This window comes from Rhodoblastus sphagnicola (assembly GCF_002937075.1).
In the GTDB taxonomy this organism is placed as follows: Bacteria; Pseudomonadota; Alphaproteobacteria; order Rhizobiales; family Beijerinckiaceae; genus Rhodoblastus; species Rhodoblastus sphagnicola.
Map to the genome: position 1 here is coordinate 1 of NZ_NHSJ01000063.1, position 12,639 is coordinate 12,639.

Here is a 12,639-nt window from a genome sequence, read left to right on the forward strand (position 1 = left end):
CTTCGGCGCGAACGACCGGCGCCGGTTCGGCGCGCGGGGCCGGCGCGGCCTCCTCGTCGGACTCGCGCCCGGCGACCTGAGTCGCGCCGCGCCCCCCGGCTTCGTCGATATGGGCCTCGATCAGCCGTTCCATATAGGCGTCGCGGGAGGGCGCGCTCTTGCCGCCCATCACCACGCTGATGAGATAGTGACCGTCGCGCTTGACCGATGACAGCAGGTTGAAGCCGGAGGCGGCGGTATAGCCGGTCTTGATGCCGTCCATGCCCTCGACCCGGTCCATCAGATGGTTGTGGGTGTGGATGCGCTGGCCGTGGAAGGCGAATTCGTGCAGCGAGAAATAGCGATAATAGCGCGGGAAGCGCGCCTGGATCTCGCGGCCGAGGATGGCGAGGTCGTAGGCCGTGGTGATCTGCTCGTTGTTGGGCAGGCCGGAGGCGTTGCGATAGAGCGTGTGCGTCATGCCGAGCGCATGGGCCTTGCGCGTCATCTCCTCGGCGAAGTCGCTTTCGTTGCCGCCGACCGCTTCGGCGATGGCGACGGCGATGTCATTGGCCGATTTGGTGACGACAGCCTTGATGGCGTCCTCGACGCGGATGGTCGAACCCGGCCGCAGGCCCAGTTTCGAGGGCGATTGCGCGGCGGCGTGGGCGGAAATCGGGATTTGGTCGTCGAGCGACAGCTTGCCCTTTTCCAACTGCTCGAACAGCAGGTAAAGCGTCATCACCTTTGTGATGGAGGCGGGATGGCGGGGGGCGTGCTCGTTCATCGACCAGAGCACATGGCCGGAGCCGCCGTCCACGACGATAGCCGCGGTCGCGCTGCCCGCGACGGCGGCGTGGTTGTGAGGACCATGGTGACGCGCGGCATGCAGGTTGGCGTGAACGCGATGCCCGCCGTGATGATGATGACGGGCTTCAGCTTCGGTGGAGATCGCACTGGCGAGGAGGGCGATAAGGAAGCCGGAGAGAGCCGCGCGGGAGAGGAAGCGCGGGCCGCCGAATGAACTCTGGAACATACACCAATCCCGGTACTGAACTGACGCAACGCCCGCCTGCAAGAGGGTGGACGACAACTTAAGTCAAATTATCCCCAATGCAGTTACTTGCCGGTTAAGGGGCTTGCTGAAGAGAAGGTTAACTTCAGCGTGGCGGAAATGAACAGAAGGTTAACTTCTGTGCAGCGAAAATGACTGAATGGTTAACTTGCATCAGACGAAAGTCGCAGGAACAGAAATGGTGCAGCGCACAATTAATTATTGACAAATTTGTGCAGTGCATATAAAACTTTATCGAGAGCACGGGAACCGCGTTCTCGTCAAATTTACAAGCCGCAAAACGATGGGTGTCCAAATGGCTATCAACTTCGAAGACTACCAGAAGACGAGCAAGGAACAGTTGGAAGCCCTTCAGGCTTCCGCCGTCGAAGTTTCCAAGCAGATCCAGGCGATCGCCGCCGAAAACACCGAATTCGCCAAGAAGACTCTCGAACATGGTTCGGCCTTCGTTGAGAAGCTGCTCGGCGTGACCAAGTTCGAAGACGCGCTGGCGTTGCAGCAGGATTACGCCAAGGCCTCCTACGAAGGCTTTGTCGCGCAGGCGACCAAGCTCGGCGAGCTCTATGCCAATGTCGCCAAGGAAGCCTACAAGCCGATTGAAGGCGCCATCTCCAAGGTTCAGTCCACCGTCTCCACGTCGTAATCCGCGTTTCCGCCACGAGACCCCTTGGGGGTCGAGGGCGGGTGAGGTCTGAAGCGCCCGGTTCGACGTGTTGTCGGGCCGGGCGTTTTATTTGGCGCGGGGTTTTCAGCCAATTTTCGGCCTGAGCAGGATTTCCGAAAAGTGGCCGCCGGTTTTCGGATTAGAATCCTGCTCAAACAGCGAAGTCTCAGCAAACATTCGTTGGCGCGCCAAAGAATGCTCGCTGAGGTCCGCTTTTCGCCAAGTTCGCAATTCATGCTCACGCAATTGATGTTCAAAACGCCCAAAACTTGGGCAGGCGCCGGCCCTCAATCGCGCCCGTCCCGCGCCGCGTCCTGCTTCGGACAAGGCCCCGGAGGGATCCTCGACCCTTGCGAATGCGCGGGGGCTTGTTCGGTTGCACGGGGGGATGGCCGAAAATGTTTTTCAAACCTCTGGCGGCGGCGCGACACGGCGCATAAATTGCTAGTCAGGGTGTAACGGCTGAGCGACTTTGCCGTTCAGGAGTAACCCGGAGGCGGCGCGCGGCGCCACGCGAGATGAAGTGGGTATGCGGCGTGTTGGAGAGGAATACCGTGACAGTTCTGACCTCCCGTTCGAGCATCGCCGCCCGGCTTTCGGCCGGAAGCGACCTTTTGCGGGACGACCGGGCTCCGAGCTCCGCCGGTCTGGTTGAAATGGACCGGCGCCCCATGGGAGCCGGTAAGGGCGGACGAAAAAACCCGGGCGAGGGCGCCGGTTCCGGCTCCGGGACTGCGGTCATCACCCGGAGCAAGTCTCAGACGCAACGACCCTCGATGTACCGGGTTCTGCTGCTGAACGATGACTACACGCCGATGGAATTCGTGGTCGGCGTGCTCTGCACTTTTTTCCACAAGACGCTCGAGGACGCCGAGCGGATCATGTGGCAGGTCCACACTAACGGCGTCGGGGAATGCGGAGTCTATACCTATGAGGTCGCCGACACCAAGGTGACGCAGGTCATGGATCACGCGCGCAAGCATCAGCATCCGCTGCAATGCGTCATGGAAAAGAAGTGAGGTCCAGCCTATGCCGTCCTTCTCGCGCAATCTTGAACAGACTCTTCATCGGGCCCTGGCGGCCGCTTCCGAGCGCCGCCACGAATATGCGACGCTCGAACACCTCCTCCTGAGCCTGCTCGACGACGCCGACGCGGCGGCGGTCATGCGCGCCTGTTCGGTCGACCTCGACGTGCTGCGCAAGAGCCTGGTCACCTATATCGAGCACGAACTCGCCAATCTCGCCACCGACCTGCACGAGGATCCCAAACCGACCTCGGGCTTCCAGCGCGTGATCCAGCGCGCCGTGATCCATGTCCAGTCCTCGGGCCGCGAGGAGGTCACCGGCGCCAATGTGCTGGTCGCCATCTTCGCCGAGCGCGAGAGCCACGCCGCCTATTTCCTGCAAGAGCAGGACATGACCCGCTATGACGCGGTCAATTACATCAGCCACGGCATCGCCAAGCGGCCGGGCATGAACGACGCGTCGAAAACCCCGCGCGGCGTCGAGGAAGAGGAAAAGGTCGAGCGCGCCAGCGACGCGCCGAAGGACCACGAAAAGAAGAAGGAAACCGCGCTCGAGGCCTATTGCATCAACCTCAACAACAAGGCGCGCGACGGCCGCATCGATCCGCTGATCGGCCGCGAATCCGAGGTTTTACGCGCCATACAGGTTCTCTGCCGTCGGCATAAGAACAACCCGCTGCTGGTCGGCGATCCCGGCGTCGGCAAGACCGCCATCGCCGAAGGTTTGGCGCGGAAAATCGTCAAGGGCGAGACGCCGGAAGTGCTGCTCGGCGCCACCGTCTATTCGCTCGACATGGGCGCGCTGCTGGCCGGCACGCGCTACCGCGGCGATTTCGAGGAGCGCCTCAAGCAGGTGATGAAGGAGATCGAGCAGCACAAGAAGGCGATCCTGTTCATCGACGAAATCCATACGGTGATCGGCGCCGGCGCCACCTCCGGCGGCTCGATGGACGCCTCCAACCTGCTCAAGCCCGCGCTGGCCCAGGGCGGCCTGCGCTGCATCGGCTCGACCACCTACAAGGAATTCCGGCAATATTTCGAGAAGGACCGCGCGCTGGTCCGCCGCTTCCAGAAGATCGACGTCAACGAGCCGACGATCCCCGACACGATCGAAATCCTCAAGGGCCTCAAGCCCTATTTCGAGGAGTTCCACAAGCTGCGCTACACCAATGACGCCATCAAGGCGGCGGTGGAGCTGTCGGCCCGCTACATCCACGACCGCAAGCTGCCGGACAAGGCGATCGACGTGATCGACGAGACCGGCGCCTCGCAGATGCTCGTCACCGAGGCCAAGCGCAAGCGCATCATCGGCGTCAAGGAGATCGAGGCGACGGTCGCCACCATGGCGCGGATTCCACCCAAGAGTGTGTCCAAGGACGACGCCGAGGTTCTGCAAAACCTCGAAACCTCGCTCGGCCGGGTGGTCTATGGCCAGAACACCGCGATCAAGGTTCTGACCTCGGCGATAAAACTCTCCCGCGCCGGCCTGCGCGACGGCGAGAAGCCGATCGGCTGCTATCTGTTCTCCGGCCCGACCGGCGTCGGCAAGACCGAAGTCGCCAACCAACTCGCCAAGTCGCTCGGCGTCGAAATGGTGCGCTTCGACATGTCGGAATATATGGAGCGCCACACCGTGTCGCGCCTGCTCGGGGCGCCTCCCGGCTATGTCGGCTTCGAGCAGGGCGGGTTGCTGACCGACGCCATCGACCAGCATCCCCATTGCGTGCTGCTGCTCGACGAGATCGAGAAGGCCCACCCGGATCTCTACAACATCCTGTTGCAGGTGATGGACCACGGCAAGCTCACCGATCACAATGGCAAGCAGATCAACTTCCGCAACGTCATTTTGATCATGACCACCAATGCCGGCGCGGCTGAAATGGCGAAATCCGCCTTCGGCTTCACCCGCTCCAAGCGCGAAGGCGAGGATATCGACGCGATCAACCGCATGTTCGCGCCGGAATTCCGCAACCGTCTCGACGCGGTCGTGCCGTTCGGCCGCCTGCCGGCCGAGGTCATCGCCAAGGTGGTGGACAAGTTCGTGATCCAGCTGGAGGCGCAACTCGCCGACCGCCATGTCGCGATCGAACTCTCCGACGAGGCGCGCGCCTGGCTGGTGGAGCGCGGCTATGACGAGGCCATGGGCGCCCGCCCGATGGCGCGGGTGATCCAGACCCACATCAAGACGCCGCTCGCCGACGAAGTGCTGTTCGGCCGGCTCAAGCATGGCGGCACGGTGCGGGTGGTGGTGTCCGGCGAGGGCGTGGATGCGGAACTCGCCTTCGTCTATCCCGACGGCCCGGTGCTGCCGCGTCCCGACAAGGAGATCGAGGCGCGCAAGACCACGCGCAAGGGCAAGGGCGCGACCGAGCCCGAGAAGATGGCCGAGTAAAACCATCCGCGACATGACCAGGCGCCCGGCAGTCCGGGCGCCTTTTCGTTAAGCTTTGGATGGGTTAGACCTTGAGCAATTTTCTCGCGAAGCGGATGCCGTTTCGCGTTAAGAAAATGCGAAACCGCGCCGCGCGGCGGCGCACTCCCGGAATGTTGGATTTTTGCGTGATGACTGGTGATGTTGGTCTCGTGGATGAGGTTCTCAAGCGCCTCGATCGGTCGTCGCCGGACAAGCTGCTGAGGTCGATCGCCGCCGAAATCGCTCGGGCGCACGAGGCGGTCGCCCTGTGCAACGACAGGCTGGCGGCGATCGAGGCCGGCGCCGTCGCGCCGCCGCCCGAGGCGCCGCGCTTCGTTGCCCTGGACGCGGAACGGGATTTCTCCGCCATGCAAGGCTTCCATCAACTTGAGCTTTCCGGCGACGGCCTCCCCATGCGCTGGACCGGGCCGGGCGCGGAGTTCCAGTTCGAATTCACGGTCGCGCGCGAAACCGCCGCGCCGTTCGCGCTGCGCTTCCTGAAATTTTACGCGCCGAGCAAGCCGCTGGCCCTGCGCGCCGAGGTCGATGGCGTCGAGATCGCCGTCGCCTTGGAGCCCCAGCGCGTCGGCGGATTCGTCGCGCGGGGCGAATTGCCGCCGCGCGCGGAGCGCGGCCCGACAGTGCTGCGATTCGCTTGCCCGAAGACGCGCTCGCCGCGCGACGACGGTTTTGACGACGATCGCGTGCTCGGCTTGCTGTTCCTGCGGCTGGAGGTTGGCGTGGCCGAAAGCGCCGCCGGGGAAATGTCCGGCGCTTCAAACTGATCGGCCCGCCCGGGATTTCGCCAAAAGACCAAGTCCGCCCCGGTTTGCAAGCCGGGGCGACATGTTTAATGTCCTCCCTCAATGAAAACGCCGGGCCCGTTCCGGCGGAGGGAGACGATTTGATGAGTGACGCTTTTTCCATCGGTCTTGATCGCAACGACGCCAATTTCGCCCCGCTTACCCCAATCAGTTTTCTCAACCGCGCCGCTTTCGTGTTCCCCGAAAAACCGTCCGTGGTCTATGGCGCGCGCCGGTTCACCTGGAAGGAAACCGCCGCGCGCTGCCGGCGCCTCGCCTCGGCGCTGCGCAAAAGGGGGATCGGCAAGAACGACACCGTCGCGGTAATGCTGCCCAACATTCCCGCGCTGTATGAGGCCCATTTCGGCATTCCCATGGCCGGCGCTGTGCTGAACGCGCTCAACACCCGCCTCGACGCCGAGGCCATCGCCTTCATGCTCGACCACGGCGAGGCGAAAATCCTGCTCACCGACCGCGAGTTTTCAAAAATCGTCGGCAAGGCGCTCACGCTGATGAGCGGCCAGAAGCCGCTGGTGATCGACGTGGATGATGCGACCTTTTCCGGCGGCGCGTTCCTGGGCGAAATCGAATATGAAACCTTCCTCGCCGAGGGCGACGAAAGCTTCCAGCCGGAAAAACTCGCTGACGAGTGGGACGCCATCGCGCTGAACTACACGTCGGGCACCACCGGCAATCCCAAGGGCGTGGTCTATCACCATCGCGGCGCCTATCTGAACGGCGTCAACAACATCGTGTCCTGGGGCATGCCGCCGCACGCGGTCTATCTGTGGACCCTGCCGATGTTCCATTGCAACGGCTGGTGCTTCCCCTGGACCACGGCCGCCAACGCCGGGGTCAACGTCTGCCTGCGCCGCGTCGATCCCAAGACGATCTTCGAGCTGATCCGCACCGAAAAAGTCACGCATATGTGCGGCGCGCCGATCGTCTATGGCATGATGATCAACGCCGATCCAAAAGACCATGTCGGCATCGACCACAAGGTGGAAGGCCTGATCGCGGGCGCGGCCCCACCGGCGGCGATCATCGAGGGCGCCGAAAAAATCGGCATTTCCATCACCCATGTCTACGGCCTGACCGAAACCTACGGCCCAGCTTCCGTCTGCGCCAAGCAGGCCGAATGGGACGCCGAGCCGCTGGCCCGCCGCGCCGAACTGAACGGCCGCCAGGGCGTCACCAGCCTGCTGCAAGAGGACATTGACGTGGTCGATCTCGTCGCGTTCAAGCCGGTGCCGCACGACGGCCAGACCATGGGCGAGATCGTGTTTCGCGGCAATATCGTGATGAAGGGCTATCTCAAGAACCTGCGCGCGACGCAGGAGTGCTTCGCCGGCGGCTGGTTCCGCACCGGCGACCTCGCGGTGATCGAGCCGGACGGCTATGTCAAGATCAAGGACCGCTCCAAGGACATCATCATTTCCGGCGGCGAGAACATTTCCTCGCTGGAGGTGGAGGACGTGCTCTACCGCCACAAGGACGTGCTGGCGGCCGCCGTCGTGGCCACGCCCGACGACAAATGGGGCGAGGTCCCCTGCGCCTTCATCGAATTGCGCGAGGGCGCGGAGCCGACGCAGGATGAGTTGCTCGACCATTGCCGCACGCATCTGGCCCGGTTCAAGGTGCCGAAATTGTTCGTCTTCGGCGCGCTGCCGAAAACCTCGACCGGAAAAATCCAGAAATTCATCTTGCGCGAAAAAGCCAAATCCGCCGAAGCGATCTAGAGCATTTTCAAGCGAAGCAGACCAGGCTGGTGTGAAGGCGATGTGATAAGAAAACTACGTTAAAACAATATACGAGGTGGGTTTTCTCATGTTTCGGCGAAACGTGAGAAAGCTCTGGTAACTTCAGGAATTCTGGGAGCCGTCATGACCATTTATTGCGCGCCTGTCCGCGACATGCTCTTTACCATGCGCGCCGTCGGCGGGTTGGACGAAGTCGCCGCCCTTCCGGGCCATGAGGAGGTCTCGGACGACCTGATCGAGGCCATTTTCGAGGAAGCCGCCAAATTCGCCGGCGACGTGCTGGCCCCGCTCAACCAAATCGGCGACAAGGTCGGCTGCGTCTGCAAGGACGGCGCGGTGACGACCCCGGATGGTTTCAAATCGGCTTTCGCCGCCTTTTGCGAAAACGGCTGGCACGCCATGCCGGCCGCCGCGCATTGGGGCGGGCAGGGCCTGCCGCAACTGGTCAACACGCCGGTCATTGAAATGTGGACGGCGTCGAATCTGGCGTTTTCGCTGTGCCAGATGCTGACCATCGGCGCGATCTCGGCCATAGAGCATCACGGTTCGGACGCAATGAAGGCGTTGTACCTGCCGAAAATGACCTCCGGCGAATGGACCGGCACCATGAATTTGACGGAACCGCAAGCGGGTTCCGATCTGGCCGCCGTCCGCACAAAAGCGGTCCCGGAAGGCGACCATTACCGCATCACCGGCACCAAAATCTTCATCACCTGGGGCGAGCACGACGTCGCCGAAAACATCGTCCATCTGGTGCTGGCGCGGCTTCCCGACGCCCCGCCCGGCGTCAAGGGCATCTCGCTGTTCGTCGCGCCGAAGTTTCTGGTCAATCCCGACGGCTCGCTGGGCGCGCGCAACGATCTGGTCTGCGCCTCGCTGGAGCACAAGCTCGGCATCCACGCCAGCCCCACGGCGGTGATGGCGTTCGGCGAAAAGGGCGGCGCCATCGGCTATCTGGTCGGCGAGGCCAATCGCGGCCTCGAATATATGTTCACCATGATGAACCACGCCCGCTTCAGCGTCGGCCTCGAAGGCGTCGCCATCGCCGAGCGCGCCACGCAGCAGGCGTTCCGCTACGCGCTCGACCGCGTGCAGGGGCGCCCCATCGGCTGCGAGGCCGGCAAGCCGATCGCCTACCACCCCGACGTCAAGCGCATGCTGCTCGACATGAAAGCCCGTGTCGAGGCGTTACGCGCTGTCGCCTATTTCACCGCCGGCCGCATGGATGTCGCGGCCAAATCGCCCGATCCCGCGACGGCGGAAAAGGCGCAAGGACTGGTCGATCTGCTGGTGCCGGTGGTCAAGGGGTTTTCCACCGAAAGCTCGGTCATGATCGCCTCGACCGGCATCCAGGTCCACGGCGGCATGGGCTATGTCGAGGAGACCGGCGCCGCCCAGCATTTGCGCGACGCCCGCATCACCCCGATTTACGAGGGCACGACCGGCATCCAGGCCAATGATTTCGTTGGCCGCAAGATCGCCCGCGACGGCGGCGCGGTCGCGAAACTCCTGATCGCCGATCTGAAAACCGAGGTCGGCGACACCGCAACGCTCGCCGCCGCGCTCAAAATTCTTGAGGCCGTGGTCGATTGGATCGCGGGCGCCCATAAGGCCCATCCCGAACGCACGGCGGCGTCGGCCGTCGCGGCGCTCAACCTCGCGGGCATCGTCATCGGCGCCTGCCTGCTGGAGAAGCAGGCGCGGGCGGCCAAGGCCAAGCTCAACGGCGGCGACGCGGCCTTCCTTCATGGCAAGATCGCGGTCTCCAGCTATTTTGCCGATCACGTGCTGCCGCAGGCCGGGGCGCTGGCGCAGGCCATCACGCAAGGGCATGAGACGATCAACGCCTTCGACCCCGGCGCGATTTGAGTTTTCTCAGGCTTTCGCCCCGCACTGGTGGCGCGGGCGCGACAGGCTTATGTAAAGGTTGGCGTTTGTCTTGGGTTGTCGGTTGGGGTGGGCATCATGAAAATCAATGTGGATATTGACTGCACGCCGGCCGAGGCGCGGGCCTTCATGGGCCTGCCGGATTTCGAGCCGATGCAGAAGCGCACCCTGGAGGTCATGGAAAAGCGGATGATGGAGCAATTGGAGCATTTCACCCCGGACACGCTGCTGAAAATGTGGATGCAGCCGGCTCTGAGCGCGGAATGGTTCCAGGACATGCTGCGCCGCGCGACCAAATAGCCGCCGGGGAGGGAGCGCGGCGGCGGAGGGCGCCGCCACGCTCGGAGACTATCCGATCGTGATTTTCGGCCCCTTCGGCGCCTCCGCCGCCACGGCGTCGCGCACCTTTTCGGCCAGCGCCAGATAGGGCGCGGCCTGGGGCGATTCCGGCGCGAAAGCCATCACCGGGCGTCCGGCGTCCGACCCCTCGCGTATCGCCATGTCGAGCGGCGCCTCGCCCAAAAACGGCACGCCGGCCTGTTCCGCCGCCGCCTTCGCCCCGCCATGGGCGAAAATCTCGGTGCGCCCGCCGCAATGCGGGCACAGGAAATAGGACATGTTCTCGAACACGCCGAGGATCGGCACGTTGACCTGATTGAACATGTTGATGCCGCGCCGGGCGTCGATCAGCGCCAGATCCTGTGGCGTCGAAACCACAATGGCGCCGGACAGGCTGGCGTTCTGCGCCAGGCTCAATTGCACGTCGCCGGTGCCGGGCGGCATGTCCACGACGAGAATGTCGAGTTCGCCCCACGTCACGTCGCGCAGCAATTGCGAAATCGCCGACATCACCATCGGCCCGCGCCAGACCACGGCCTGATCCTGCGCCACCAGAAAGCCGATCGACATCAGCTTCACGCCGTATTTTTCCAGCGGGATCATCGACTTGCCATCGGCCGAGGTCTCCGGCTTCTCCTCCAGCGCGAACAGTTTCGGCACGGAAGGCCCGAACACATCGGCGTCGAGCAGGCCGATCTTCAGCCCAAGCCGCGCCAGCCCGATGGCCAGATTCGCGGCGGTGGTGGACTTGCCGACGCCGCCCTTGCCTGAGGATACGGCGATCACGCGCTTCACCCCCTCCAGTCCCGGCCCTTTTGAGGCGGGATGCGCCGGCTGGCGGGCCGGCGCGGCGGCCGGTCCGCTCGCGACCTGTCCGCTTCCCGGCGCACGCTCGGCGGTGAGCACGACCGTCGCGCCGGCCACGCCCGGCAGGCGGCGCAGCGCGGCCTCGGCGGCGACGCGCATCGGCTCGGCGGCATTGGCCTGATCGGGCGCCACGGCGATCGACACGAACACCTTGCCGCCCCGGATCGACACCCCGGACACCGCGCCGGTTTCGGCCAAGGGCCGGCCATCCGGTCCCGCCACGCCGTTGAGGGCCGCCATCACATCGTCATTGTTGAACATCTGGTCTTCCTTGTTCCGCGTCCTCCATCTGGTCGTATTCCCCGGAGGATTCAACATGGATCGCGCGCATTCTGGCGTTTTTCTTGCATTGTTAATGCCACAATGAAGACGCATCTCGACTGGTCATCCTACGACACCTACGGCATTGGCGACGCCTATTCCGGCATTCCCACGCGCGGCGGCAATTACGCCAAGGCGGTGGCGGTGTGCATGCACAACCGCGAATGCCAGCGCGAGGGCAGGGGCGTGATGTGCCCGTCCTGGCGCATCACGCGGGATCCCGCCCATTCGACGGAGGCCCGCGTCGCCGCCTTCAAGGCCGCGCTCAACGGCGATTTCGGCGACAACGCCTTCGCGGCGCCTGAACTCAGCGCGTCGATGGACCTCTGCGTCTCCTGCAAAGCCTGCAAGAAGGAATGCCCGAGCGCCGTGGACATGGTCCTGATCAAGACCGAATTTCTGGCCCAGCGCAACGAGGTTTTGGGCATTCCCCTGCGCAATCGGCTGATGGGCGGCTTGCCGCAATGGCTGGCGCACGGACGCGGCGCCTTGCGCCTGCTGGCTCTCGCCCGCAACGCCTTGCCGCCGCTCGCCTGGGCCGGTGAAAAGCTTTTGGGGCTGACGGCGAAACGGCCGCTGCCGCCGCCCTCCGCCAAACCCTTTGTCGATCCGCCCCCGCAAGGTTCCGGCGAACGCGGCGAAGTGGTCCTGCTGGTGGACACATTCGCCCGCCATTTCGATCCGCTCATCGCGGAAAGCGCGATCAAAGTGCTGGTCGCCGGCGGCTATCGCGTTTCCATCGCCAGACCGGCGCCGGACGATCCCGAGCCGAACCGCGGTCTGTGCTGCGGCCGCACCTATCTCTCCATGGGCATGGTGGAAAAAGCCCGGTTCGAGGCGCAACGCATTCTCAAGGCGCTGGCGCCGGCTTTTGACCGGGGCCTGCCGGTGATCGGGCTGGAGCCGTCCTGCCTGCTGTCGATGCGCGACGAATTCTTCAGCCTCGGCCTCGGCGCCGAGGTCAGCCGCCTCAACAAGAACCTCTATCTGTTCGAGGAATTCCTCGCCCGCGAGGCCCAACGCAAGGGCTTGAAACTGCCGCTGAGGAAACGAGACGGAAAAGTCGTCGTCCACGGCCATTGCCACCAGAAGGCGTTCAGCGTGATGAAGGCGCTGAAGAAGACGCTGGCGCTGATCGAGGGCCAGGAGGTCGAAATCCTCGAAACCGGCTGCTGCGGCGGCGCCGGTTCGTTCGGCTACGAGGCCGAACATTTCGAGCCGGCGCGAAAAATGGCGGAACTGGCGCTGCTGCCGGCCGTGCGCGCCATGGCGCCCGAAGACGCCGTGGTGGCCGACGGTTTTTCCTGCCGCCACCAGATCGCCGACGGCGCCGGTCGAAAGCCGGTGCATATGGCTGTGCTGCTGGCGGGCCTGCTGGAGGGGCGAGACGGCCGCGATCATGGGCTTGACCTTTGATTGTGAGGGTGTTTTGATCCAGATCGCATTCATGAAATCTTCGGGCGCGTTTATTATGATAAGTCGATAAAAAAATAAGAAGTGGGGAAA

Annotated in this window: 11 protein-coding genes; 8 read left to right on the forward strand and 3 right to left on the reverse strand. The window is 63.7% G+C overall.

Annotation, left to right across the window (positions count from 1 at the left end; all coding sequences use genetic code 11):
• On the reverse strand, positions 1–1,015 hold a 1,015-nt coding region (locus CCR94_RS09895; protein ID WP_146089939.1), incomplete at its 3' end, for a D-alanyl-D-alanine carboxypeptidase family protein.
• Between the two features lie 334 nt (positions 1,016–1,349).
• On the opposite strand from CCR94_RS09895, the gene CCR94_RS09900 reads away from it, so the two are divergent.
• A complete protein-coding gene (locus CCR94_RS09900; protein ID WP_104507708.1) occupies positions 1,350–1,697 on the forward strand; it encodes a phasin family protein in 348 nt (115 codons plus the stop codon).
• Positions 1,698–1,802: 105 nt separating this feature from the next.
• Here CCR94_RS09900 and CCR94_RS25670 read toward each other — a convergent pair whose 3' ends face one another.
• Positions 1,803–2,009 (reverse strand): hypothetical protein, encoded by a 207-nt coding sequence (locus tag CCR94_RS25670; protein WP_146089940.1) that lies wholly within the window; start codon positions 2,007–2,009, stop codon positions 1,803–1,805.
• 380 nt (positions 2,010–2,389) lie between these two features.
• Between CCR94_RS25670 and clpS the strand changes: the two genes are divergently transcribed.
• The 6 genes from clpS to CCR94_RS09930 all read left to right on the forward strand — a co-directional run bounded on the left by clpS (position 2,390) and on the right by CCR94_RS09930 (position 9,906).
• On the forward strand, positions 2,390–2,737 hold the full coding sequence (clpS, locus tag CCR94_RS09905; protein WP_244594021.1) for an ATP-dependent Clp protease adapter ClpS: 348 nt from the start codon (positions 2,390–2,392) through the stop codon (positions 2,735–2,737).
• 10 nt (positions 2,738–2,747) lie between these two features.
• Positions 2,748–5,135, forward strand: coding sequence for an ATP-dependent Clp protease ATP-binding subunit ClpA (gene clpA / locus CCR94_RS09910; RefSeq protein WP_104507709.1), 2,388 nt, complete (start codon positions 2,748–2,750; stop codon positions 5,133–5,135).
• Between the two features lie 170 nt (positions 5,136–5,305).
• Positions 5,306–5,941: a hypothetical protein gene (locus CCR94_RS09915; protein WP_146089941.1), complete on the forward strand. Its 636-nt coding sequence runs from the start codon at positions 5,306–5,308 to the stop codon at positions 5,939–5,941.
• Positions 5,942–6,063: 122 nt separating this feature from the next.
• Positions 6,064–7,698 carry an acyl-CoA synthetase gene (locus tag CCR94_RS09920; protein WP_104507744.1) on the forward strand — a complete coding sequence of 545 codons (1,635 nt, stop codon included), beginning with the start codon at positions 6,064–6,066 and terminating at the stop codon, positions 7,696–7,698.
• Between the two features lie 144 nt (positions 7,699–7,842).
• The gene (locus tag CCR94_RS09925; RefSeq protein ID WP_104507711.1) at positions 7,843–9,588 is read left to right on the forward strand and encodes an acyl-CoA dehydrogenase family protein; all 1,746 of its coding nucleotides are present in this window, start codon (positions 7,843–7,845) and stop codon (positions 9,586–9,588) included.
• Positions 9,589–9,684: 96 nt separating this feature from the next.
• Positions 9,685–9,906, forward strand: coding sequence for a DUF6489 family protein (locus CCR94_RS09930; RefSeq protein ID WP_146089942.1), 222 nt, complete (start codon positions 9,685–9,687; stop codon positions 9,904–9,906).
• A 48-nt stretch (positions 9,907–9,954) separates the two neighbouring features.
• On the opposite strand, the gene CCR94_RS09935 is transcribed toward CCR94_RS09930, so the two are convergent.
• Complete coding sequence (locus CCR94_RS09935; RefSeq protein ID WP_104507713.1) at positions 9,955–11,073, reverse strand: Mrp/NBP35 family ATP-binding protein; 1,119 nt, start codon at positions 11,071–11,073, stop codon at positions 9,955–9,957.
• Positions 11,074–11,175: 102 nt separating this feature from the next.
• Between CCR94_RS09935 and CCR94_RS09940 the strand changes: the two genes are divergently transcribed.
• Positions 11,176–12,549, forward strand: coding sequence for a (Fe-S)-binding protein (locus CCR94_RS09940; RefSeq protein ID WP_104507714.1), 1,374 nt, complete (start codon positions 11,176–11,178; stop codon positions 12,547–12,549).
• Positions 12,550–12,639 lie beyond the last annotated feature (90 nt).

Excerpts from the sequence above, each read along its gene's own strand:
- CCR94_RS09900 (WP_104507708.1), top strand. The coding sequence starts at position 1,350 with ATGGCTATCAACTTCGAAGACTACCAGAAGACGAGCAAGGAACAGTTG.
- clpS (WP_244594021.1), top strand. The coding sequence starts at position 2,390 with ATGGGAGCCGGTAAGGGCGGACGAAAAAACCCGGGCGAGGGCGCCGGT.
- clpA (WP_104507709.1), top strand. The coding sequence starts at position 2,748 with ATGCCGTCCTTCTCGCGCAATCTTGAACAGACTCTTCATCGGGCCCTG.
- CCR94_RS09915 (WP_146089941.1), top strand. The coding sequence starts at position 5,306 with ATGACTGGTGATGTTGGTCTCGTGGATGAGGTTCTCAAGCGCCTCGAT.
- CCR94_RS09920 (WP_104507744.1), top strand. The coding sequence starts at position 6,064 with ATGAGTGACGCTTTTTCCATCGGTCTTGATCGCAACGACGCCAATTTC.
- CCR94_RS09925 (WP_104507711.1), top strand. The coding sequence starts at position 7,843 with ATGACCATTTATTGCGCGCCTGTCCGCGACATGCTCTTTACCATGCGC.
- CCR94_RS09930 (WP_146089942.1), top strand. The coding sequence starts at position 9,685 with ATGAAAATCAATGTGGATATTGACTGCACGCCGGCCGAGGCGCGGGCC.
- CCR94_RS09935 (WP_104507713.1), bottom strand. The coding sequence starts at position 11,073 with ATGTTCAACAATGACGATGTGATGGCGGCCCTCAACGGCGTGGCGGGA.
- CCR94_RS09940 (WP_104507714.1), top strand. The coding sequence starts at position 11,176 with ATGAAGACGCATCTCGACTGGTCATCCTACGACACCTACGGCATTGGC.